Source organism: Arthrobacter woluwensis, assembly GCF_030816155.1.
GTDB lineage: Bacteria > Actinomycetota > Actinomycetes > Actinomycetales > Micrococcaceae > Arthrobacter_E > Arthrobacter_E woluwensis_A.
Window position 1 is genome coordinate 172314 of record NZ_JAUSXR010000001.1, and the last position, 21863, is coordinate 194176.

At 68.6% G+C, this 21863-nt stretch carries 17 protein-coding genes and 3 tRNA genes; 12 read left to right on the top strand and 8 right to left on the bottom strand.

Annotated features, from left to right (window positions below):
- The first annotated feature begins 45 nt into the window (after positions 1-45).
- Entirely contained in the window at positions 46-1074 is a 1029-nt protein-coding gene (locus QFZ52_RS00780; protein WP_307495729.1) for a zinc-binding dehydrogenase, read from the top strand.
- An 87-nt stretch (positions 1075-1161) separates the two neighbouring features.
- Here the strand turns inward: QFZ52_RS00780 and QFZ52_RS00785 are convergent, their stop codons facing one another.
- The gene (locus QFZ52_RS00785) at positions 1162-2382 is read right to left on the bottom strand and encodes an MFS transporter (RefSeq protein ID WP_307495730.1); all 1221 of its coding nucleotides are present in this window, start codon (positions 2380-2382) and stop codon (positions 1162-1164) included.
- A gap of 179 nt (positions 2383-2561) precedes the next feature.
- Positions 2562-4004, bottom strand: coding sequence for an NCS2 family permease (locus QFZ52_RS00790; RefSeq protein ID WP_307495731.1), 1443 nt, complete (start codon positions 4002-4004; stop codon positions 2562-2564).
- 142 nt (positions 4005-4146) lie between these two features.
- Between QFZ52_RS00790 and QFZ52_RS00795 the strand changes: the two genes are divergently transcribed.
- Entirely contained in the window at positions 4147-4788 is a 642-nt protein-coding gene (locus tag QFZ52_RS00795) for a copper resistance CopC family protein (protein ID WP_307495732.1), read from the top strand.
- Between the two features lie 48 nt (positions 4789-4836).
- Here the strand turns inward: QFZ52_RS00795 and QFZ52_RS00800 are convergent, their stop codons facing one another.
- Positions 4837-6033 (bottom strand): hypothetical protein, encoded by a 1197-nt coding sequence (locus QFZ52_RS00800; RefSeq protein ID WP_307495733.1) that lies wholly within the window; start codon positions 6031-6033, stop codon positions 4837-4839.
- A 110-nt stretch (positions 6034-6143) separates the two neighbouring features.
- On the bottom strand, positions 6144-6806 hold the full coding sequence (locus tag QFZ52_RS00805; protein WP_307495734.1) for an FAD-binding protein: 663 nt from the start codon (positions 6804-6806) through the stop codon (positions 6144-6146).
- Positions 6807-7281: 475 nt separating this feature from the next.
- Here QFZ52_RS00805 and QFZ52_RS00810 point away from each other — a divergent pair, with 475 nt between their 5' ends.
- Positions 7282-8295: a universal stress protein gene (locus QFZ52_RS00810; protein WP_307495735.1), complete on the top strand. Its 1014-nt coding sequence runs from the start codon at positions 7282-7284 to the stop codon at positions 8293-8295.
- 126 nt (positions 8296-8421) lie between these two features.
- On the opposite strand, the gene QFZ52_RS00815 is transcribed toward QFZ52_RS00810, so the two are convergent.
- The 3 genes from QFZ52_RS00815 to QFZ52_RS00825 form a co-directional block, all read right to left on the bottom strand.
- Positions 8422-9924 (bottom strand): C40 family peptidase, encoded by a 1503-nt coding sequence (locus QFZ52_RS00815; RefSeq protein WP_307495736.1) that lies wholly within the window; start codon positions 9922-9924, stop codon positions 8422-8424.
- Positions 9925-10119: 195 nt separating this feature from the next.
- Positions 10120-11040: a cation diffusion facilitator family transporter gene (locus QFZ52_RS00820; protein WP_307495737.1), complete on the bottom strand. Its 921-nt coding sequence runs from the start codon at positions 11038-11040 to the stop codon at positions 10120-10122.
- 157 nt (positions 11041-11197) lie between these two features.
- On the bottom strand, positions 11198-11686 hold the full coding sequence (locus QFZ52_RS00825; RefSeq protein WP_307495738.1) for a metallopeptidase family protein: 489 nt from the start codon (positions 11684-11686) through the stop codon (positions 11198-11200).
- Positions 11687-11824: 138 nt separating this feature from the next.
- Between QFZ52_RS00825 and QFZ52_RS00830 the strand changes: the two genes are divergently transcribed.
- The 9 genes from QFZ52_RS00830 (at position 11825) to QFZ52_RS00870 (ending at position 19843) form a co-directional block, all read left to right on the top strand.
- Positions 11825-11897: transfer RNA gene (locus QFZ52_RS00830), tRNA-Glu, on the top strand.
- A 101-nt stretch (positions 11898-11998) separates the two neighbouring features.
- A tRNA-Asp gene (locus QFZ52_RS00835) sits at positions 11999-12072 on the top strand.
- A gap of 46 nt (positions 12073-12118) precedes the next feature.
- A tRNA-Phe gene (locus tag QFZ52_RS00840) sits at positions 12119-12191 on the top strand.
- A 209-nt stretch (positions 12192-12400) separates the two neighbouring features.
- Positions 12401-13327: a methyltransferase family protein gene (locus QFZ52_RS00845; RefSeq protein WP_307495739.1), complete on the top strand. Its 927-nt coding sequence runs from the start codon at positions 12401-12403 to the stop codon at positions 13325-13327.
- A gap of 162 nt (positions 13328-13489) precedes the next feature.
- A complete protein-coding gene (locus QFZ52_RS00850; RefSeq protein WP_307495740.1) occupies positions 13490-15100 on the top strand; it encodes a pyridoxal phosphate-dependent decarboxylase family protein in 1611 nt (536 codons plus the stop codon).
- Positions 15097-16485 carry a lysine N(6)-hydroxylase/L-ornithine N(5)-oxygenase family protein gene (locus QFZ52_RS00855; protein WP_307495741.1) on the top strand — a complete coding sequence of 463 codons (1389 nt, stop codon included), beginning with the start codon at positions 15097-15099 and terminating at the stop codon, positions 16483-16485. The genes QFZ52_RS00850 and QFZ52_RS00855 overlap by 4 nt, the downstream gene beginning before the upstream one ends.
- Positions 16482-17066, top strand: coding sequence for a GNAT family N-acetyltransferase (locus QFZ52_RS00860; RefSeq protein ID WP_307495742.1), 585 nt, complete (start codon positions 16482-16484; stop codon positions 17064-17066). The genes QFZ52_RS00855 and QFZ52_RS00860 overlap by 4 nt, the downstream gene beginning before the upstream one ends.
- Entirely contained in the window at positions 17063-18982 is a 1920-nt protein-coding gene (locus tag QFZ52_RS00865) for an IucA/IucC family protein (protein WP_307495743.1), read from the top strand. The genes QFZ52_RS00860 and QFZ52_RS00865 overlap by 4 nt, the downstream gene beginning before the upstream one ends.
- 78 nt (positions 18983-19060) lie before the next feature.
- Positions 19061-19843: an SDR family NAD(P)-dependent oxidoreductase gene (locus QFZ52_RS00870; RefSeq protein ID WP_307495744.1), complete on the top strand. Its 783-nt coding sequence runs from the start codon at positions 19061-19063 to the stop codon at positions 19841-19843.
- Between the two features lie 107 nt (positions 19844-19950).
- Here the strand turns inward: QFZ52_RS00870 and QFZ52_RS00875 are convergent, their stop codons facing one another.
- Complete coding sequence (locus QFZ52_RS00875) at positions 19951-21576, bottom strand: MFS transporter (protein WP_307495745.1); 1626 nt, start codon at positions 21574-21576, stop codon at positions 19951-19953.
- Positions 21577-21863 lie beyond the last annotated feature (287 nt).

Genomic DNA, 21863 nt, shown 5'->3' on the forward strand with positions numbered 1-21863 from the left:
GCCAGAGCACGGGGACGGAGAACATTGCGACCATGAGGAAAGAACATGACTGAGAACCTGGGAGTGGTGGCCCACGCCGCCGAGGACCTGCGCATCGAGGCGCTGCCGGAACCCGTCCCTGCGGCGGACGAGGCCGTGGTCGAGATCGCCTTCGGCGGGGTCTGCGGATCCGATCTGCACTATTGGAAGCACGGTGCTGCCGGTGCGTCGATCCTGCGCGAACCCATGATCCTGGGCCATGAGGTGTCCGGGACCGTGGTGCAGACCGCGGCGGACGGTTCGGGCCCGGCGGTGGGAACCCGCGTGGCCGCTCACCCGCTGACCCCGCTCGGCGACGGCGTCACCCCGTACCCGGAGGACCGCCCGAACCTCGCCCCCGCCTCCACCTACCTCGGCTCGGCCATGCATCTCCCGCACACGCAGGGCGCCTTCGCCCGTCGCGTCGCCCTGCCGGCCCGCATGCTGCACACCGTCCCGGATGGCCTCTCGCTCGAGGTGGCGGCCCTGGCCGAACCGGCGGCCGTCGCCTGGCACGGCCTGGAGCGGGCCGGCGACGTCCGTGGCAAGCGGGTGGCCGTGATCGGAGCAGGGCCCATCGGGCAGCTCGTGATCGCCGCCGCGTTCCACCATGGCGCCTCCGAGGTCATCGCGACAGACCTGTTCGACGTCCCGCGGGCCATCGCGGAACAGCACGGGGCACGGACCCTGGACGCGCGTGACGCCGACGCCATCGCCCAGCTGCACGCCGACGTCGTGATCGAGTCCAGCGGCACGGTGCCCGGCCTCTCCGCGGCGATCTCCGCGGCCGTGCGGGGCGGGACCGTCGTGATGCTCGGCCTGCAGCGCGCGGGGAACATCGAGGTGCCCATGGCGACGGCGATCACGCGGGAACTCACGTTGACCGGTTCGTTCCGCTTCGCCGGCGAGTTCGACGCGGTCCTGGAGGCACTCGGAGACGGCAGCCTCCGCACGGACGGGATCGTGACCCACGTGGTTCCGGCGGCCGACGCGCTGGAGGGCTTCGCCACGGCGGCGGACGCCTCGGTCTCGTCCAAGGTGCTGCTCGCCTTCTGACCCCCCGAACCGCCAGTAGGTGCCCGTATCCGACGTGGATACGGGCACCTACTGGCGGTTCGCGAGCGGCCGAGAGCCGCGCCGAGATCAGCGGTGCGGGCGGTGCGGAATGTAGCGGGGGATGTAGCGGGCGAGGACTCCGGCGCCCACGAGCGCGAGGACGCCGATCACGCCACTCGCCAGGGATAGCGAGATCGTGGCGAGCGCCGCGATCAGCAGGGGCGACGCCGCCTGGCCGGCGTCGCTGGAGAACCGCCAGGCGCCCAGGAACGCGGCCGGATTGTCCTTCGGCGCGAGGTCCGCGCCCAGCGTCATGACGATCCCGCTGCCCATCCCGTTCGCGACGCCCAGCACGAAGGTGACCGCGGTGAACCAGGCTTCGCGGCCGGGGACGTCGTGGAGGAAGGCCAGCGCGAGGAAGCCGATCCCCAGCCCGACCATGCACGGCATGACGCTCCACAGCCTGCCGCGCCGGTCCATGAGCTGCCCGCTCGTGTAGAACAGGGCGAACTCCAGGCCGCCTGCGAGGCCGATCACCAGCGCCGTGTGGGCCTCGCTCATGCCGATGCTGAGCGCCCACAGGGGCAGGAGAGTGATCCGCGCGGCGCGGGTCGCGCCCACGAGCGCCACGCCGGAGCCCATCCGGACCAGGATGGCCCGGTTGGCATGGATCGTGCGGAAGAGCCCCGGACGTGGCGCCGCTTCGGCGACGGACGGCGGCGGGCCGACCTGCTTCTCCGGGTCCGGCAGCACCAGCAGCGCGACGACGGCGGACGCGCACCCGATCGCGAAGATCCAAAACGCAGCCTGCGGGGTGCCGGTGCCCGCGATGACGGCCGCGGCGATCAGCGGGCCGATGAACCACCCGGCCCGGAAGATGCCGCCGAGTGCGGAGAGGGCTCTGGCCCGGTACCGCAGCGGGACACGGGTCGTCATGAACGCGTGACGGGCCAGGGCGAACACCGACGTGGCGAGTCCGATCAGCAGCACGCCGATCATGAGCGTCCACGGCGCCGTCGCCAGCAGACTGAGGGCGATGCCGGTCAGGGCGAGCCCTGCCGCGCCGATCATCGAGGTCCGTTCCCCGAAACGCGCCACGAACCAGCCCGCCGGGATGTCCCCGAGGAGTTCGCCGACCACCACCATCGCGGCGATCACGCCGGCGAACGGAAGGGAGGCACCCAGCGCATGCGCCATGACGGGGATCATGGGCAGCACGGCGCCCTCACCTGTGGAGAACAGGATCGTGGGCAGGTAGACGGAGAGGGCGACGGACCGGAAGTTGAAGGGCTGTTCGGCAACTGTCATGGCTTTTCCACCCTACGCCCGCTGCGAGCCGCACTCTGTCGCGGGACCTCCCGACGCCGCGGGCCCCCACGCCCCGCCGTGAACCACCGCCTCAACGCCGCGAGCCGCCAGCAAGTGCCCGAATCCGTGGCGGATAGGGCCACCTACTGGCGGCTCGCGTGGGGGAGTACGCTCGGGGCTTACTTGACCCCGAGGACCTGCTCGATCACGCCGATGCCGAAGAACAGCACGAAGGCGGCGGCGACCACCCAGAGGAGCGGGTGGACCTCCTTGGCGCGGCCCTGTGCGGAACGCAGCACCACGTAGGCGATGAAGCCGGCGCCCAGGCCGTTCGCGATCGAGTACGTGAAGGGCATGAGGGTGAACGTCAGGAAGGCCGGGATCGCGATGCCCCAGTCGCTCCAGTCGATCCGGGACACCTGGGAGACCATCATGAAGCCGACCACCACGAGCGCGGGGGCCACGGCCTCGAACGGCACCAGGTTGATCAGCGGCGTCAGGAACATCGAGGCCAGCAGCAGCAGGCCGGTGACGATCGAGGCGAAGCCGGTCCGGGCGCCCTCGGCGATGCCGGCGCCGGACTCCACGAAGATCTGGTTCGAGGACACCGAGGAACCGCCACCGGCGATGGCGCCGAAGGCATCCACGATCAGGACGCGGTCCACGTTGGGGATCTCGCCGTTCTCATCGACGTTCCCGGCCTCGTTCGCCAGGCCGACCATGGTGCCCATGGCGTCGAAGAAGATGGACAGGAGGATCACGAAGGCCATCAGCAGCGCGGCGATGGCGCCCATGTGCTGGAAGGCGCCGACGGGGTTGGCCTTGCCGATCAGGGAGAGGTCCGGCAGACCCCACTCGGTGAAGTGCGGGGCCACGAGGGACCAGCCGGCAGGGTTGTGGTTCTTGCCATCGGAGCTCGGCCCGATGTGCAGGGTGTACTCAAGGATCACGGACAGCACGGTGGAGGCGATGATACCGATCAGGATCGCACCCTTGACCTTGCGGACCAGCAGCACGACGGTCAGCAGCAGACCGAAGACGAACACCAGGGTGGGCCAGCCGAGCAGCTTGCCGTCGAAGCCCAGGCCCACCGGCACGGTGGTCCCGGCGACGTCGGGGATACGGCGGACGAACCCGGCGTTGACCAGGCCGATCAGGGCGATGAAGAGGCCGATGCCCACCACGATCGCCGTCTTGAGCCCCTCCGGGACGGCCTTGAACACGGCGGTCCGGAAGCCGGTGAGCACCAGCACCATCATGGTCAGACCGGAGAGCAGCACCAGACCCATGACGTCGGGCCAGGCCAGGCCCGGGGTGGTGGCGATGGTGACCGCCACGAAGGCGTTCACGCCCAGGCCGGTGGCGAGGGCGAAGGGGTGCTTGGCCCAGGCGCCCATGAGGATCGTCAGGACACCGGCTACGAAGGCCGTGACGGCGGCGACGCTGGTGAAGCCCAGGATGTCGCCGTTGGCGTCCTTGCCGGACAGGATGAGGGGGTTGAGGACCACGATGTAACTCATGGCGAAGAAGGTGGCGAAGCCGCCGCGGATCTCGCGGGAGTAGCTGGAGCCACGCTCGGAGATCTTGAAGTAGCGGTCCAGTGCGGAACCGGCTTTGAACATGGGGATGCCTTCCAGGGAATTTGCTGGGGATTTCCGAGAAAATCATATTCCCCTCAGGGCAACACTTGAAAAGCGGCATAGGGTGGTGTAGGAATCTACGGCTCTTCGGCCGCCCGGACCGCACCCCTTCAGGAGACTCTTCATGCCCAGCCAGCCCCAGTTCACGACGGCGACGGCCACCCTGGCGCAGGCACCCTCACCGGCCGCCCGGGGAGGGGTGGTGCGGAGGGCCGGGCTCGCCGTCGTCGCACTGCTCGGGGCGGTGCTGCTGACGCTGGGGTTCGCCGCGCCCGCCTCGGCTCACGACGTCCTGGAAGGGACCACGCCGAAGAACGGGCAGAAGGTGGGCGCTGCGCCGGACAAGGTGACGCTGACGTTCTCGAACAACCCCATCGCGATCGGTTCCGAGATCGTCGTGAAAGACGCCTCCGGGGCCAACTGGGCCGAGGGTGGTGTGGACATCCTGGACAACGTCGTCACTCAGAAGCTCAAGCCGGGTGCTCCGGCCGGGACCTACACCGTGCAGTGGCGCGTGGTCTCCTCGGACTCGCACCCCATTGAGAACACCTTCTCCTACGTCGTGACCACCGGTTCCGCGGCGACCGCCCCGGGCGCCTCCACGGCCGAGCCGCTCCAGACCAAGACCGAGGCTCCTCAGCAGCAGGCCGACGCCGAGCCGTTCCCGGTCATGATCGTGGTGTTCGGCGTCGTGGCCGTCATTCTGCTGGTGATCGTCGGCGTGCTGGCTCGCCGCAAGCTCGGTCGAGGCTCCGAAGAGTCCTGACGGCCCTGCCCTCATGAGGGGCGGCACCCGTCACAGTGCCGGGGGATGCTACTGCTGCTGCTCCGGTCGCGGCGTGGCCTCGGGAGCCTGTTGCTCTGGGCCCTGCTGCTCTGAGCCCTGTTGCGCGGGGCCCTGCTGCTCTGAGCCCTGTTGCGCGGGGCCCTGCTGGGTCGGCGCCGCCGGCTGGCTCTGGTCCGATTGCGGGGGCTGGCCGGGCTGCTCACTCGGAGCGGACGGACGCGGCGCGTCCGGGGCGGCCTGCTGGGCTCCGGAGGGCTGCTGCCAGCCCTGACCTGCCTGCTGGGTCCATTCCTGACCCGGTTGCTGCCCATACTGCTGCTGCCCGTACTGCCCCTGCTGTCCATACTGCCCCGCCTGGGGGTACGCCTGCGGCTGGGCCTGCTGCGGGTAGGCGTCTTGCGGGTAACCCTGCTGCGGGTAGCCCGCCTGCGGGTAAGCATTCTGCGGGTAACCGGTCTGCGGATACTCCTGCTGCCACTGCTGCGGGTAGGCGGTCGGCTGCCCCTGCTGAGGCTGCTGCGCATAGCCGTTCCACTGAGGAGCCTGGGTCCACTGCTGCTGGGCGTACTCCTGCGGAGGAAGCTGGTCCGCGGGCGGCTTCGGCTCGAAGGCCCGGAGCACCAGGGGGATGACCAGACCCACGATGGCGATCAGCGAGGTCGCCCCCGCCGTGCGCCACCACCAGGACGGCCAGTCCATCGCCGGGAAGGCCGCCGGGAGGACGAGTTCCACCACGGTCAGCCACGCGAACACGAGAGTGGCCATCGACGAGATCCGCACGCCGGTCTTGCTCGCACCCGTGATGAACCGAGGGACGTAGAGCTGAGTGAGCAGCAAGGCCACCCGCACGAGCAGGATCATGGAGACGAACCGGGCGATCTGACCCGTCCACACGGTGGCGCTGGCGGTGTCCGCCGGCTGAAGCCAGCCATTCCAGATCTTGAGGAGGCCGATCGCCAGGAGCACCACGTTGAGAATGGTCGAGACGGCCAGGTACCAACGATTGCGGCCTTCGGGCATGCTGCCGTCCAGCACCACCGCGCCGGCGAACAGCCCGACCAGAAGGAGGGTGAGCCAGGCACGCCCGGCGACATTGGCCTGGTCGCCCAGGATGATGAAGATCCCGCCCAGCACGGCCGCGGCCACGAGCATGGTGATCGAGAGGCCGAGTGCGATCGTGGCGGTGCGTGAGCGTTGGCGTGCCGGAGGGGCGGGGTGTGTCATGAGCGTCTCCTGGTGCTAGTCCCCGTCAGCTTATCTAAAGACGATGGCCTTTCGATAGTGGATCCGCACTATGTGTACAGGAACCTGAGAGCCCTGTGGACAGCCGCGGTTCAGGCGGGCAGGCGCTGAGCCCCGACGGCGATCGCGTTGCCGACCAGACGGGCCTGATGGAGCACTTCCCGGTGTCCTGCAGACACCTGCTGACCCACTCCCACCAGGTAGATGCCCACGTGGCGGAGGGCCGTCGCCATGTTGTCGCTCGTCTCCTGCCCGACGGCCTTGAGGAACTGCCGCACACGACGCCGCCCGGAGACCCCCGTGATCACGACCGAATCGCAGATGATCAGGCCGCCCGGGGTCGGAAGTGCCCAGCGGCGGGAAGCCGCTTCGCCCGGCACGGCGGACGACCGGGGCGCCCCATGCGCCGGAGCCGCCGGGTTCAGGGCATCGGCCACCACACCGCGTCGGACGTCCAGCTGATGGCACTTGGCGTAGCCGTGGAGCTGACGCAGGATGTCCCGGCGCTCGCGGTGGGAGGCCGGATCGCCGATGGCGACCCGTTCGAGTTCCTCCGTGGTGGCGTGCCGCAGGGATCCTGCCGCGACGGGGTCCCCCTGATGCAGGCCATCGATCACCACGACCGCCATGCCCTTGCGGTGCAGCTGCGTCGCGACCGCCAGTCCGCCCATCCCGGTGCCGACCACCACCACGTCGGTGACGGTGATGACGCCTTCCGGAGGCCCGCCGGACACTCTGCTGGCACTGCGTGGCATTCGATCCTCCTTCGGTGCGGCATGGGTGCCCGGCGTGACGCACGGGCGGGGGAGTCCCGGTCAGGCCGGAACGGTCAACGCGCAGAAAAGACCCAGGGAATCTTCACGATTCACCATGGGTCCCCTCCCACTGTGCAACTGAGAATACTCCGCTCGGGGTCACCTGAACAGGGTGCCGGAAGGCTGATGTGAAGCATTTCGTGAACGGTACCGGATGACCCGTTTCGGTCCGCGCGGGCGGTCCGCTCCGGCGCCTCGGCTGCGACCCGTGGAACCGCGGTTCAGCGGGCCACCGCGAGCCCTCCGTGGGCGCCCGGCCCGGCCCGTGGACGAGCGCCGGAATGCCCTCCGGCGTCGGCGTTTCTTGAAACGACCAGCACAAACGGCAATAGTGGGACATAAGCCAGCGTGGGTGGTAGGAGAGCTGCAGGGACCGTCTCCGCAGGCCGCCCACAGCGATGAGGAGGCGAGAGTCGTGAGCACGGATACGCCGGAGACAGCACCGCAGGGAATCCACGGCGGGGTGATCGTGGGAGTGGACGGGTCCGAACACGGACAGTGCGCTCTGAGCTGGGCCGCCCGCGAGGCGGAACGGCGCCGGACCACCCTCCATCTGATCACCGCCTATTCAGTGCCCATCTACGCGGCTTCGGGCCTGGACGGCGGGTACGCCGCCGTCGACGACTCCGTCATCCGGCAGGGTGCGGAGAGCGTTCTGAAGGATGCGCTGGAGCGCATCAAGGACTTCGACATCGACGTCGACGCGTCGGTCGAGAACGGCGACGCCTCGGGCGTCCTGCTGGAACTCGGGCGCGAGGCGGATCTGCTCGTGGTCGGCAGCCGGGGCCGGGGAGGGTTCGTCGGACGCCTGCTCGGCTCGGTGAGTTCCGCCCTGCCCGCCCACGCGAGCTGCCCCACGGTCGTGGTGCCCATGATCTGCGCCGGCCGTTTCGGCCAGGACGTGACGGACAAGCATCTGAAGGCCGAGCTCGCCAAGAATCCTCTGGAACCCGTGAAGCCCCGCGTCGTGGTCGGCGCGGACGGTTCCGACCAGGCCCGGGTCGCCGTGCTGGAGGCCGCGGCACAGGCCCAGCGGCTCGGCGTCGAACTGCAGATCCTCTGCGCCGTGCCGCAGTACAGCGGAAGCCTGGCCTGGGTCCCCGCGGCGATGGACCGTGAGGCGATCTTCGCGGACATCCAGGTACAGCTCGACGCCGGCGTGCTCTGGCTCAAGAGCCACTTCCCGGAACTCGAGATCACCACCCGCCTGGTGGACGGCTCACCCGTGGAGGTCCTCGTGGACGCCAGTCGGGATTCCGAGCTCGTGGTGGTGGGCACGCGCGGCCGTGGCGGATTCGCCGGCATGCTGCTGGGCTCGACATCGGATGGCGTCCTGCACCATGCGCAGGGACCGGTCATGGTGGTGCCGGACCGGGATGATCCGCGGCTCGCCGATCGCGCCAGCTTCGGTCCGGTGCTGGGCGGCTGACGGCTCGCGGACTTCGAGAACCGCCGGCATGACGAAGGCCCGGCCTTTCCGTGGAGTTCCACGGAAAGGCCGGGCCTTCGTCATCGCCGCTGAGAGCGGACGCTGGTCAGATCGCGCCGGAGCCGATCACCAGTACCGGGCCGCGGTCGGCCAGAGCTGCATGCCGATCATCCAGTCGATGCGCGACACGGTGATGCCGGAACCCGGGTTCAGGGCGTTGACCACCTGGCCGCCGCCGATGTAGATCCCTACGTGGTAGAACGATCCGCCGTCACCCCAGAAGATGAGGTCGCCGGGCTGCCACTGACCCATGGGGATGTACCGCGGAGCGGAGAAGTACTGATCGGTGGCCGTACGCGGCATGTACACGCCCGCGGCGGCGAAGGCCGCACTCGACAGGCCGGAGCAGTCGTAGCCCACCGGGCCGTTGCCGCCCCAGACGTACGGGCCGCCCACCTTGGACATCGCGAAATTGATGGCCGTCTGGGCCGCGCTGCCACCGGGCGACGGCGGTGGCGGCGTGACGACGGGAGGCTTCGGAGCCGGCGGCTGAGGCGCAGGGGGCTGGGGTGCGGGTGGCTGCGGCGCAGGCGGCTGGACCACCGGCGGACGGGGAGCCGGCGGCTGCGGTGCGGGTGGCTGGGGTGCCGGTGGCTGGACCACGGGAGGCTGCACGACCGGCGGCTGGGGCTGCGACGGCCGGCCGCCGGAATTTCCGCCGGAATTCCCACCAGAGTTACCAGCAGAGTTACCGCCCTGGGCCGGCTGCTGCGGCGTCGGGAGCGGCTGCTGCGCCGCGCGGTCCTGGAGAGCCTTCAGCGCGGCCGCGGCACGCTGCTGCTCCAGCCCCTGGACGCGCTGCGTCTCGAGGGCCACCGTGGTGTTGCGGAGTGACGCGAGCTGGGCGATGACCTTCTCGCGGTCCTTGGACGCGCTCTGGAGAGCCTGGGTGGCGGAGGTCTGAGCCGACTCCGCGGCGGCGCGGGCCTGGTCGGCGTCGCGCGCGGCGTCGTCGGCGGCCTTCTGCGCGGCAGCCGCATCGGCGGACAGGGCGGAGTTCGCCTGACCGGAAGAGATGGCGCGGTTGAACGTCTCGCTCTGCTTCTGGCTGATGGCGTCGAGTGTGGTGGCGCGGCCGAGGAGATCGCCGTCGTCGCCGTTCAGCACGCCTTCCACGGCCGGGTTCACGCCGCCGGTCTTGTAGATGGAACTGGCGAGGGCACCGAGATCCTTGCGGCTCTTGGTCGCCTGGTCCTGGGCCGCTGCGGCCTTGGCCTTGGCGGTTGCGGCGGCGTCCTGCTTGGCCTTGAGGGTCAGCAGAGCGTTGGTGTACGAGTCGTTGGCCCGCATGCTGGCGGTGATGGCGCTGGACTGGCGGTCCGCGAGGGTGCCGATGAGGCCTTCGAGCCGGGCCTGGGTCGCCTTCGCGCTGCTCTCGTTCTTCTTCGCCGCGGCGATCTCCGATTCGCTCGGAATGGAGTCGGACTGGTCGGCCGGGATGGTGACCGGCGACGCCGGGAGGGGCGCGGCCACGGCGCCCGGGATGCCGCCGGAGCCGAGCAGAACGCTCGCACTCAGGGCGGAGGAGTAAAGGATCGCTGCGTACTTCCCACGCTTCGCCACTGCCATGTACACCTGCCTCGATATCGCTGGGAGAACACCCAGCCCTACCGAGAGTACGGCCTCAAAAGTAACATTGGCAACATTGGTCCCACCATCAACATAAACAACATCAGTGTCATTTCACCGCTGGTCACACGGCGTGTCGCGTGAAATCCCGGCGCTGCCGCCACTCCGGCCGACGCTGTTCCAGGGCCCGCGGCCTCAGGCGTGCTGATGGGCCTCGTGAGCCTGGTGGGACGCGGGTTCCAGCTGGAAGGTGCAGTGCTCGGTGTCGAAGTGCGAGCCGAGGCAGCGCTGCATGCGGTCCAGGATGCGGTCGGCCGATTCGGGGCTGAGGGCCTGGTCCTCCACCACCACGTGGGCGGAGAACACCGGGACGCCGGACGTGATGGTCCAGATGTGGATGTCATGGACGGACTGCACGCCGTCCACGGCGAGGATGTGCTCGCGGATCATGCCGACGTCCACACCCTTCGGTGTGGCCTCCAGCAGCACGTCCACCACATCCTTGAGCAGGCTCCAGGCTCTCGGCAGGATCATCGCGGCGATCAGGATCGACGCGATGGGGTCCGCCGCGGTGAATCCTGTGAACATGATGACGAGTGCCGCGGCGATGACGGCCAGGGAGCCGAGCAGATCGCCCAGCACCTCCAGATACGCGCCCCGGAGGTTCAGGCTCTCCTCCTGCCCGCCGCGCAGGATCAGCAGCGAGACGCCGTTGGCCACCGCGCCGATGATCGCGGCGATCAGCATGGTGTCCGTCCGGATCTCCGGTGTCTCACCGAAGCGGCGGAAGGCTTCGAGGGCGATGATGACCGCGATCACGATCAGAATCAGGGCATTGGCCAGAGCGGCCAGGATCTCGGCACGCTGATAGCCGTACGTCCGCTGATCCGTGGCCGGGCGGGTGGCGATCCAGGAGGCTAGCAGGGCGATGAACACCCCGGCCGCGTCCGAGAGCATGTGACCGGCGTCGGCCAGCAGAGCCAGCGAGCCGGAGAGGGCCGCGCCGGCCACCTGGATGACGACGACGCTGAGCGTGATGCAGAGGACGATGACGAGGCGCTTCCGGTGCTTGCCGGTGCCGGTCATTCCCTGAGTGTGATCGTGGTTGTGGCCCATGCTTTTCAGGCTAGCTTCGGAGGGGCCGGAATGCATGTCCGGAATGCGACTCATTCGCAGTGCTGGCGCGGATTTCGGGGGGTCCGGGAGGGCTCTGAAGGGTGCTTGCGGAGGGCTCGCGCAGGGCCTCCGGGCCAGGTGCCCGACGCCGGCCGGATCAGCCCCAGCCGAGCTCGTGAAGGCGGGCGTCATCCACGCCAAAATGGTGGGCGATCTCGTGGATGACCGTCACCTGGATCTCGAACAGGACCTCGGAACGGCTGGCACAGATCTCGAGGATGGGCCGGCGGTAGAGCGAGATGCGGTCGGGGAGGGACCCTGCGGCCCAGCCCTCGCCGCGCTCCGTCAGGGGAGTGCCTTCGTAGAGGCCGAGCAGAGGCTCGCCGGTGGCCGGATCCACGCCGTCGTCCTCGATGAAGAGCATGACGTTGTCCATGTGGCGGGAGATCTCGGGAGGGAGGTCTTCGAGAGCCTGCAGCGCGAGGGCCTGGAACTCGTCCAGGCTGAGGGTTGCGGCCTCCGTGCGCTCGAGGTGTTCGAAGCCGGGCTCGCCACGCAGCGTGCACCGGGGCCCGGGCGGCCAGATGCGGATGGGCAGGCCGCGGGGGAGTGGTCGCGAGGAGTCCGGTTCCGGTCTGCTGTCCATGCCTTCCACGGTAGCCGTCCGCGCCGGGTCCGGGGCGCGGGCCCGCATTTTGGAATTTCCCGGACCATGCTCTAAAGTTTTACTGGTCCACTTCGCGAGGAACGCGGCAGCAGCCGGGAACCGAGCAGGTGTGTCAAGGCCCCCATCGTCTAGCGGCCTAGGACACCGCCCTTTCACGGCGGCGGCACGGGTTCGAATCCCGTTGGGGGTACGCATGAGATGCGATTTGAAAGCGGATCGAAAGATCTGCTAAGATGAAATCTTGTGAGCCGGGAGCGATTCCGGTGAAAACAACGGTAGAAGTACCACCAAGGCCCTGTAGCGCAGTTGGTTAGCGCGCCGCCCTGTCACGGCGGAGGTCGCGGGTTCAAGTCCCGTCAGGGTCGCTTTGATGGCTGGAATTATCCGGCGATCATGGTGACAAGTCACCGAGGCTCTGTAGCTCAGTTGGTAGAGCGTTCGACTGAAAATCGAAAGGTCACCGGATCGACGCCGGTCGGAGCCACTGAAACCCTCGCCTAGCTTCTACATGGTGAGGGTTTCTTCAATTTAACGGCGGTTTCCCTGAGACCGCTTCACGAACCGCCTTCCGGGGCGGTTTCTTTGTTTAACCGCCGGTTGACCCGGGGCCGCCGTGCGCCCGTGACATGACGCGCCGCGGCTAGAGTCGTGCTGACCGCAAGAACAGTTCCAAGCAGCCCTGGGGGACCGCTGATGACCGCGCCCGTGCCGCCCGCCGTCCGGTGGGGCCGTGCCTACTTCGCCGTGCAGTCCGCGGCCGGCCTGCTCTGGTGGGTTCTCGTCCCCTTGTCCCCGCTGGTCCGGCACATCACTCTGGGCTCACTGGACCCGGCGCTCGTGGCGATCTTCGACCTTCCGCTCTTCGTGGCCGCCGCCGGGCTGGCCGCGGCGGGATCGCGAGTGGCGGCCCTGGTGAACACCGTCTGGACGCTTCTGGTGACGGTGCTGATGGCGCTGTATGCCACGCTCACCACCGAAGCCGGGTGGGGCGTGGTCGCGATGGGCGCCGCGGCGCTCGGTTCGCTGCTAGCGCTGAGCCTGGTGTGGCTGGGCAGAATTCCTTTCGAGTGGGTCACCCGTGGACCGCTCGCCTTCCGGACGGCGGATCGGCGGCGCGCGACGGCGGGACACGTGGGCTGGACGTTCACGCAGCTCGTCGTGGTCTGGGGCCTCTTCCTCGGGGTCCTCCCGCTGATCATCCGGGCTCTGGAGGAGCGCTGGAAGGTGGGCCTGGCGCTGCCGGAGGGGGCCGCCGTCGTCGGCTGGACGGTCTTCGGCCTGGCCAGCCTGCTGGGGATCTGCTCGGCGGTCGTCATGTCTTCACGGGGCCGTGGGACGCCGCTGCCGTCGGCGATGCCCAACGAACTGGTGATCGCCGGGCCGTACCGCTGGGTCCGCAATCCCATGGCGGTGGCGGGCGTGGTTCAGGCGGCGTCGGTGGGGCTGATCCTCGGGTCCTGGCTCGTGGTGGTGTACGCCGTGGGCGGGGCGCTGCTCTGGAACGTCGGCATCCGGCCGCTGGAGGAGCAAGACCTCGAGTCCCGGTTCGGCGAACCGTACCGCCGTTACCGCGAGACGGTGCGCTGCTGGATCCCCCGGTGGCCGGTGGCGTCGCGCTGAAGAGTCACAGAAGCGCAGACTTCAGCGGTCGAGGAGTGACATATACTCCGTGAATTACGGCACACTAATTTGACGTAAAGGCAAGCCTAAGTAAGGCTTGGCTTGCCTAACGTTAATCGCTGTCGTTGGGCGTCCCCGATCCCCGACGGAAAGTAGTGTCCTGTGACATCGTCCCGAGTCGAACTCTCCCCAGGCCAGGACTTCGGTTCCGGCGTCGAACTCGCGCTGGCGGCGAGCAATCAGCTCCTCAACGCCAGGAACTCCCCGAATTACGTGGCGCAAGTCCTCCAGGGCGTTAACGCCGTGGCCACCAAGATCCAGCGCACCTCGCAGCCGTTCACCGGCGTCACGCCCGCAGGCCTGGAGCGCCAGGTCGCCGCCGTCGAACTCGATCAGCCGCTCCCTGATCTGACCGCGGCGCTCGAGGAACTCGACGAGCTCTATCTGAAGGACGCCGTCTACTTCCACGATTCCCGGTACGCCGCGCACCTCAACTGCCCGGTCGTGATCCCGGCGCTGGTCGGCGAGGCGATCCTCTCCGCCGTGAACTCCTCCCTGGACACCTGGGATCAGAGCGCGGGCGCGACGCTCATCGAGCGGCGACTGATCGACTGGACCGCGGAACGGATCGGCCTCGGCCGGGACGCCGACGGCGTGTTCACCTCCGGCGGCAGCCAGTCCAACTTCCAGGCCCTGCTCATGGCCCGCAACCACGCCGTCGCGCGCCTCCGCGCCGAGTCCGCCGAGCACCGCGAGATGCGGCTGCCGCTGCTCCTGGACCGCTTGCGGATCTTCACCTCCGCGGACAGCCACTTCAGCATCCAGAAGTCGGCCGCCATGCTGGGCCTCGGCTTCGACGCCGTGATCCCGGTTCCCACGACGCCGGACCACCGCCTGGACCCGGCCGCTCTCGGCGCCGCCCTCGCCGAGTCCCGGGAGGCCGGTCTGATCTCGATGGCCGTGGTGGCGACGGCCGGCACCACCGACTTCGGCGCGGTGGACCCGCTGCACGAGGTCTCCGCGCTGGCGAAGGCGTATGACGCCTGGATGCACGTCGACGCCGCGTACGGTGGCGGGCTGCTCGTCTCGCCGCGCCACGGCGGGCTGCTGAACGGCATCCACCTGGCGGACTCCGTGACGGTCGACTTCCACAAGACCTTCTTCCAGCCCGTCAGCTCCAGCGCCGTCCTGGTCCGGGACCGCGCGATGCTCCGTCACGTGACCTACTACGCGGACTACCTCAACCCGGAGAGCGCCGCCAAGGCCCAGATCCCCAATCAGGTGGACAAGAGCATCCAGACCACCCGCCGCTTCGACGCCCTCAAGCTGTGGCTCACGCTCCGCACCATGGGCGCGGATGCCATCGGGGCGCTCTTCGACGAAGCCATCGACCTCACCGCCCGCGTGGGGACCCTCCTCGATGAGGACCTCGACTTCGAACTCGCGGCCGCGCCGCAGCTCAGCACCCTGGTATTCCGTTACCGTCCCCAGGTGGGCGGCGCTCCCCTGAGTGAGGACCTCGCGGACCGCCTCAACCCCGCCATCCGCGCCGCCGTGTTCGCCTCAGGTGAGGCCGTGGTGGCCGGGACGACCGTACACGGGCGTCACCACCTCAAATTCACGCTCCTGAACGCCGAGACGCGCCTCAGTGACATCCAGGACATCATCGAACTCCTGCGCCGCACTGGCGCGGACCTCCTCGCCGCCCGGATCGCCCCGCGCGACGCCGCCTCTCCTTTCACCTCTTCAGACCAGAAGGACCTCTCCGCATGACCATCACCGAGAACACCGCAGACGGCCGCATCCACGACATGGTGGGCATCGGCCTCGGCCCGTTCAACCTGGGACTCGCCGCGCTGAGCGAGCCGCTGGACGGCCTGGACCACCTTTTCCTGGAACGCCGGGAGAGCTTCGACTGGCACCCCGGGATGATGCTCGAACCGGCCCACCTCCAGGTGCCGTTCATGGCGGACCTCGTCACGCTCGCCGACCCGACCTCGCCCTACTCCTTCCTGAACTTCCTCAAGCAGACCGGCCGCCTCTACCGCTTCTACATCCGGGAGAACTTCTACCCGTTGCGCGCCGAGTTCAACCAGTACTGCCAGTGGGTGGCCGGGCAGCTCGACTCCATCCGTTTCAGCACGGATGTGCTGAATACCAGCTACGACGACGGCGTCTACACCCTCACCGTTCAGGGTCCCCAGGGCACGGAGCAGGTCCGGACGCGGCGCCTCGTGCTGGGCACCGGCACCACCCCGGGCGTCCCGGAAGCAGGCCGCGGGGTGCTCGACGCCGGCGGCCCGGCCCTGCACAACGCGGAGTACCTCCAGCGGAAGGAGGAGCTCCAGGCGCGGCGGAGCATCACCGTCGTCGGGAGCGGACAGAGCGCCGCCGAGGTGTATCTGGACCTTCTACAGGAGATCGACGTGCATGATTACCAGCTCAGCTGGGTGACGCGCAGCGGCCGCTTCTTCCCGCTCGAATACACCAAACTGACCCTGGAGATGACGTCCCCCGAGTACGTCGACTACTTCCACGGACTGCCCGCGGAGCAGCGCGACCACCTGATCGCGCACCAGAAGAACCTCTACAAGGGCATCGACTCGGAGCTCATCAACGAGATCTACGACCTGCTCTATGCGAAGAGCCTGAACGGCATGGTGGACACCCGGCTCTTCACCCACTCCGAGCTGCTGGACGCTGCGTGGGACGCGGACGCCGGCACCCACACGCTCACCTTCCGCCACGCCGAACAGGGCGGGGAGTTCACGCTCGAGTCCGAGGCCGTGGTCTTCGCGACGGGGTACTCCTACCAGGAACCGGCGTTCCTGACGGGCATCGCGGACCGGATCCGGCGCGACGAGCTCGGACGCTTCGACGTGGACCGGCAGTACGGCATCGGCGTCGAGCCGGGGGAGATCTTCGTCCAGAACGCCGAGCTGCACACCCACGGCTTCGTCACCCCGGACCTCGGCATGGCCGCGTACCGCAACTCGTGCATCCTGCGGGAGATCCTCGGCACTGAGGTGTACCCGGTGGAGCGGAGCATCGCCTTCCAGCACTTCGGCGTCCCGGCGGCGGAGCGTGTGGAAGCGGCGGAGCGCGCGGAGTCTGCGGAAGCCAGCGAGCCCACCGAGTCCCTGGCGGTGACGGCATGAACCACGCCTTCCGCCCCGTCGACCCCGCCGCCGACGCGGAGCTGCTGCATGGCTGGGTCACGCAGCCCTACGCCCGGTTCTGGGGGATGCTCGCGGCGTCCGTCGAGGACGTGCGGGAGGAGTACGACGGCCTGGCCGCGACCGGTCATCACGAGGCGTTCCTGGGTCTCCGGGACGGCGTTCCGGAATTCCTGGTCGAGCGGTACCGGCCGGCCGAATCGCCGCTCAACGCGGTCTACCAGGTGCAGCCCGGCGACGTCGGCATGCACCTGCTCGTGGCGCCGCCGTCGTCGTCCGGAACCATCCCCGGCTTCACCCTCGATGTGATGCAGTCCGTCATGGCCTGGCTGTTCGAACACACGGGGGCCGAGCGCGTCGTCGTCGAACCCGATGTGCGCAACCACAAGATCCACGTCCTCAACGAACGGGTCGGCTTCCACGCGCATTCCGTCGTGACGCTGCCCCCGGTCGATCCCGCCGAAAGCACCAAGGAGGCCCTGCTGAGCTTCTGCACGCGGGACGACTTCCTCGCCACCCTCACCCCGCTCGCCACCCCCGCCACCGAAGGAGCCTCCGCATGACCTCCACCGCCCTTGTTCAGGAAAGCAGCGCTCAGGAAAGCCACGCTCAGGAAAGCAGCGCTCAGGAAAGCCGCGAGCCCGCCGCTCCGGGCCAGGAAGCCGGTGGAGTGGCCCACCTGGAACCGGCTCGGTGGGCGGTGGCCAACCGCCACCTGGTCCGGAAGGCACTCGCCGAGTTCTCGCACGAGCGGCTCTTCGTCCCCGAGCGCACCGGTCACGGCACGGACGGCCGCGGCGCCTACCGCCTCCTGAGCGACGACGGCGGCACCGAGTACCGCTTCGAGGCCACCCTCCGCGGGCTGGACCACTGGAGCATCCCGGCCGCGTCGATCTTCCGCCACCGCGCGGGCCAGGACGAGGAACTCCCGCTCGACGCGCTGGACTTCATCGCGGAGTTCCAGACCAGCCTGACGATCCGGCTGGAACAACTGCCGGTCTATCTGGAGGAGATCAGCAGCACCCTGTCCGGCCATGCTTACAAGCAGGGCCACGGCGTCCCGTCCGGTCTGCTGGCGCGAGGGGTGACGGGCGGCTCCGACGTCGCTCAGGACTTCCAGGCCATCGAACGGGGCATGACGGAGGGGCACCCGTGCTTCGTGGCCAACAACGGCCGGCTCGGCTTCGGAATCTCGGATTATCACGCGTTCGCCCCGGAGACCGGAGCCCCGGTGCGGCTGCGCTGGATCGCCGTGCACCGCAGCCGCGCCGTGTTCAGCGCGGAGGAGGGCCTGGACTACCGCCGGCACCTGACCGACGAACTCGGGTACGACGCCGTGGCGTTCTTCGACGCGGAGCTGTCCGCCGCGGGACTGGATCCGGAGGACTACTTCTACATGCCGGTGCATCCGTGGCAGTGGGAGCACAAGATCACGGTGACGTTCGCCGCCGAGATCGCTCAGCAGCGGATTGTGCTGCTGGGCACGGGCACCGACTCGTACCAGGCACAGCAGTCCATCCGTACCTTCTTCAACGTCTCCGCCCCAGGGAAGAGCTACGTGAAGACGGCGATGTCCGTGGTGAACATGGGCTTCATGCGCGGGCTTTCCCCGCAGTACATGAAGGCCACGCCGGCCATCAACGACTGGCTGGAGGAACTGATCGGCCAGGACGCCGAACTCCAGCGCCACGGCCTGGCCCTGATCAAGGAGAAGGCAGCGCTCGGCTATCACAACCACTACTACGAGGCGGCGTCCGCGAAGGGCTCTCCATACCGAAAGATGCTGTCCGCGCTCTGGAGGGAGAGCCCGATCCATCTCCTGCAGGACGGCCAGCAGCTGGCGACCATGGCGTCGCTGCTGCACGTGGACCAGGAGGGCAAGCCGTTCGTCTCGGCACTCATCGAGCGCTCGGGGCTGGCTCCGGAGGTCTGGCTGCGCCGGTACTTCGACGCCTATCTGGTGCCGCTGGCGCACTGCCTCTTCGCCTACGAGCTGGCCTTCATGCCGCACGGCGAGAACGTGATCCTCGTGCTGGAGGACGGTGTGCCCGTCCGAGCGATCATGAAGGACATCGCCGAGGAGATCGTTCTGATGGGCGACCGGGTGGAGGTCCCCGAGGACGTGGCCCGCATCAAGGCGCCCATCCCCGAGGACGAGAAGGCCGCGGCGATCTTCACCGACGTCTTTGACTGCATCTTCCGGTTCCTGGCCGCACAGCTCGCGGAGGACGGAGTGCTGGAGGAGGAGGCCTTCTGGCGGACCGCGGCCGAGGCCCTGCACGAGTACCAGGCCCGGCATCCGGAGCTGGCGGAGCAGTTCGCGGCGCACGACTTGTTCGTGGAGGAGTTCGAACTCTCCTGCCTGAACCGCCTCCAGCTGCGGAACAACCAGCACATGCTGGACCTGGACGACCCGTCCGGTGGCCTGCAGAAGGCCGGGATGCTCAGGAATCCGCTCGCGGCGTTCCGGGACCGCTGACGCCTGGTGGTTGCCGTTCCGCCGCGGGGCGGCAACCCCGCAGGCCCGCCAGGGGATTCCGAGGGTTACCCTGGGGTCATGACGGCACGAGCGGACGCTTACACGGCCCTGGTCACGGGCGCCTCGGCGGGGCTGGGCGCGGAATTCGCGCGTCAGCTCGCCGAGGAGGGCCACCACCTCATCCTCGTGGCGCGCGACGCCGGACGGCTCGCCACGGCGGCCGGCCGCCTCGAGCGGGACTACGGCGTGACCGTGGAGGTGCTGCCCGCGGACCTGACCGACGACGCCGGGGTGGCCGCCGTCGTCGCGCGTCTGCGGGACGCTTCCCGGCCGGTCGATGTGCTCGTGAACAACGCGGGCATCGGACTCCAGAAGCCCTTCGATGAGAACCCGGTCGAGGACGAGCTGAACCACCTGCGGCTCCATGTGCAGACCACGCTGGAGCTCTGTCACGCGGCGCTGCAGGAGATGCTGCCACGCGGCACGGGCCGGATCATCAATGTGGCCAGCGTCGCGGCCTTCGCGACCCGTGGCACGTACGGGGCGGCCAAGGCCTGGGAACTGAGCTTCAGCCGCTGGGCGAACGTGAACTACGGACCGGCCGGAGTGAAGGTCACCGCGCTGTGTCCGGGCTTCACGCATACCGAGTTCCATCAGCGCATGGGCATCGACAAGGCGGCCATGCCCCGCTGGATGTGGCTCGACGCCCGACGGGTGGTGCGGGACGGCCTGGCCGGCAACGCCCGCGGCAAGGCCGTGTCGATTCCGAGTCTCCGGTACAAGGCCGTGGTGGCCGCGACGAGGCTCCTGCCCGCCCGCTTCGCGCGAGGTCCGGCACGGAGGCCGCTGGACCAGCCCTGAAAACACCCTCCAGCCCTTAAAGCACCATCGACTGCTCCATACGATGCCGTTCCGACGCCCATCCGGGCATTTCAGGCATCGTATGGAGCAGTCGATGAGGGGGTGGGCTACTTTCCGGCGCCGGCCAGCGGACGGTCCTCGAAGGGGAGGGAGTCCAGATCCAGCAGCGGGTTCTCCTCCTGGGTGGCCACGAGCTCGCGGGCCTCCTCTTCGGTGGCCACGCTCGGCATGGAGCCGGGCAGGGGGCGACGTGCCGATTCCGGCAGGAAGTAGATCGCGATGCCGCCGATCACCGAGGTGATCATCAGGTAGTACGCGGGCATCATGTCGTTGCCCGTGGCCTCGATCAGAGCCGCCACGATGAACGGCGTGGTGCCGCCGAAGATCGCCATGGAGAAGTTGTAGGCGATGCCCATGCCGCCGTAGCGGCTCGACGTCGGGAATAGGGCCGGGAGCGCCGACGCCAGGTTCGCCACGTAGAACGTCACGGGGAACGCGACCAGCGCGAGGCCCAGCATGGTGGACCAGATCTCACCGACGCCGATCAGCATGAAGGCGGGGATCGAGAGCACGATGGTGCTGCCCGCGCCGACCCACAGGACCGGACGGCGGCCCACCCGGTCGGACAGGCGGCCGGTCAGCGGGATGCAGGCGGCCATGATCACCAGGACCGGGATGGTCAGCAACGTGCCGTGGATGGGGTCGTAGCCCATGGGGCCCGTCAAGTAGGTCGGCATGTAGGACGTCAGGGCGTAGCCGACGGTGTTGGCCGCGGCGGCGAGGATCATCGCGAGGATGATCTGACGCCAGTAGGTCTTCACCAGCGTGATGGGACCGGTGTTCGTGGACGGGTCCTTCTCCGTGGCGCTGCTGACCTTGGCCTCCTGCGCGTCCAGGGTGGCCTGGAACTGAGGGGATTCCTCGATCTTGGACCGGAAATAGATGGCGATAAGACCGAGCGGTCCGGCCAGCAGGAACGGGATACGCCAGCCCCACTCCTCCATCGCCGATTGGCCGAGGGTGAGCTGGAGGACCGAGACCAGGGCGGCGCCGATGGCGAAGCCCAGGTAGGAGCCCATGTCCAGGAAGCTGGCGAAGTAGCCGCGCTTCTTGTCCGGGGCGTACTCGGAGACGAAGGTGGTGGCGCCGGCGTACTCGCCACCAGTGGAGAAGCCCTGGACTAGCTTCAGAACGACCAGCAGGACCGCGGCCCAGATGCCGATCTGGGCGTACGTGGGCAACAGGCCGACGGCGAAGGTGCTGGCGGCCATGATCATCAGAGTTGCGGCCAGGACGCGTTGGCGGCCGACCTTGTCACCGAGCCAGCCACAGACGATCCCGCCCAGCGGACGGGCGATGAAGGTGGCGGCGAAGGTGCCCAGAAGGAAAAGGGTCTGGACCGACGGGTCCGCTTCCGGGAGGAACGCGGGACCCATGGTGGTCACGAGATAGCCGAACACGCCGACGTCGTACCATTCCATGGTGTTGCCGACGATCGTGCCGCCGATGGCCTTCTTCAGCATCGGTTTGTTGACGACGTTGACGTCGGAGACCTTCAGCCGGTAGCTGGGAAGACGGAACTTGCGGGCGGGCCCCCCAGGGCGCCTCGGTGCGGCAGCGGGGACGACGGTGTCGGTGCCGCCGGCAAAGGCCGAGCGGGCGCCGTGGGCGTCCTCGATGGGTCGGTCACCAGGGGCCGTCACGGTCTTCTGTGAGTCTGGGTCTGTGGGCATTTGGGCTTCTCCTTGAGGGAGGTCATTTGCTTGCGACTTGCACTTCTGTGCGGGGTCCAGCCCCGCGATGACGTTCAAGTTTAGTCCCGTTGACGCAATTTGATGGAATCGGGGGCGCTCAAGACGCCTTCTGTGATGCGGTATGACTGCTGTGAAGACCCCGGGATTCCGCGGTTTTTCCACGCTCCTGAAGAAATCCTGGGAGCCTCGTCACACCGTGCCGGAAACACCGGTTCCGGGGCCGCTCCGGCAGGGCGGGCTCCCCACGTCCGCTAGTACGCGTACTA

Coding starts and splice junctions, on each gene's coding strand:
- QFZ52_RS00780 (WP_307495729.1), top strand. CDS start 46: ATGACTGAGAACCTGGGAGTGGTGGCCCACGCCGCCGAGGACCTGCGC.
- QFZ52_RS00785 (WP_307495730.1), bottom strand. CDS start 2,382: ATGACAGTTGCCGAACAGCCCTTCAACTTCCGGTCCGTCGCCCTCTCC.
- QFZ52_RS00790 (WP_307495731.1), bottom strand. CDS start 4,004: ATGTTCAAAGCCGGTTCCGCACTGGACCGCTACTTCAAGATCTCCGAG.
- QFZ52_RS00795 (WP_307495732.1), top strand. CDS start 4,147: ATGCCCAGCCAGCCCCAGTTCACGACGGCGACGGCCACCCTGGCGCAG.
- QFZ52_RS00800 (WP_307495733.1), bottom strand. CDS start 6,033: ATGACACACCCCGCCCCTCCGGCACGCCAACGCTCACGCACCGCCACG.
- QFZ52_RS00805 (WP_307495734.1), bottom strand. CDS start 6,806: ATGCCACGCAGTGCCAGCAGAGTGTCCGGCGGGCCTCCGGAAGGCGTC.
- QFZ52_RS00815 (WP_307495736.1), bottom strand. CDS start 9,924: ATGGCAGTGGCGAAGCGTGGGAAGTACGCAGCGATCCTTTACTCCTCC.
- QFZ52_RS00820 (WP_307495737.1), bottom strand. CDS start 11,040: ATGGGCCACAACCACGATCACACTCAGGGAATGACCGGCACCGGCAAG.
- QFZ52_RS00825 (WP_307495738.1), bottom strand. CDS start 11,686: ATGGACAGCAGACCGGAACCGGACTCCTCGCGACCACTCCCCCGCGGC.
- QFZ52_RS00845 (WP_307495739.1), top strand. CDS start 12,401: ATGACCGCGCCCGTGCCGCCCGCCGTCCGGTGGGGCCGTGCCTACTTC.
- QFZ52_RS00855 (WP_307495741.1), top strand. CDS start 15,097: ATGACCATCACCGAGAACACCGCAGACGGCCGCATCCACGACATGGTG.
- QFZ52_RS00860 (WP_307495742.1), top strand. CDS start 16,482: ATGAACCACGCCTTCCGCCCCGTCGACCCCGCCGCCGACGCGGAGCTG.
- QFZ52_RS00865 (WP_307495743.1), top strand. CDS start 17,063: ATGACCTCCACCGCCCTTGTTCAGGAAAGCAGCGCTCAGGAAAGCCAC.
- QFZ52_RS00870 (WP_307495744.1), top strand. CDS start 19,061: ATGACGGCACGAGCGGACGCTTACACGGCCCTGGTCACGGGCGCCTCG.
- QFZ52_RS00875 (WP_307495745.1), bottom strand. CDS start 21,576: ATGCCCACAGACCCAGACTCACAGAAGACCGTGACGGCCCCTGGTGAC.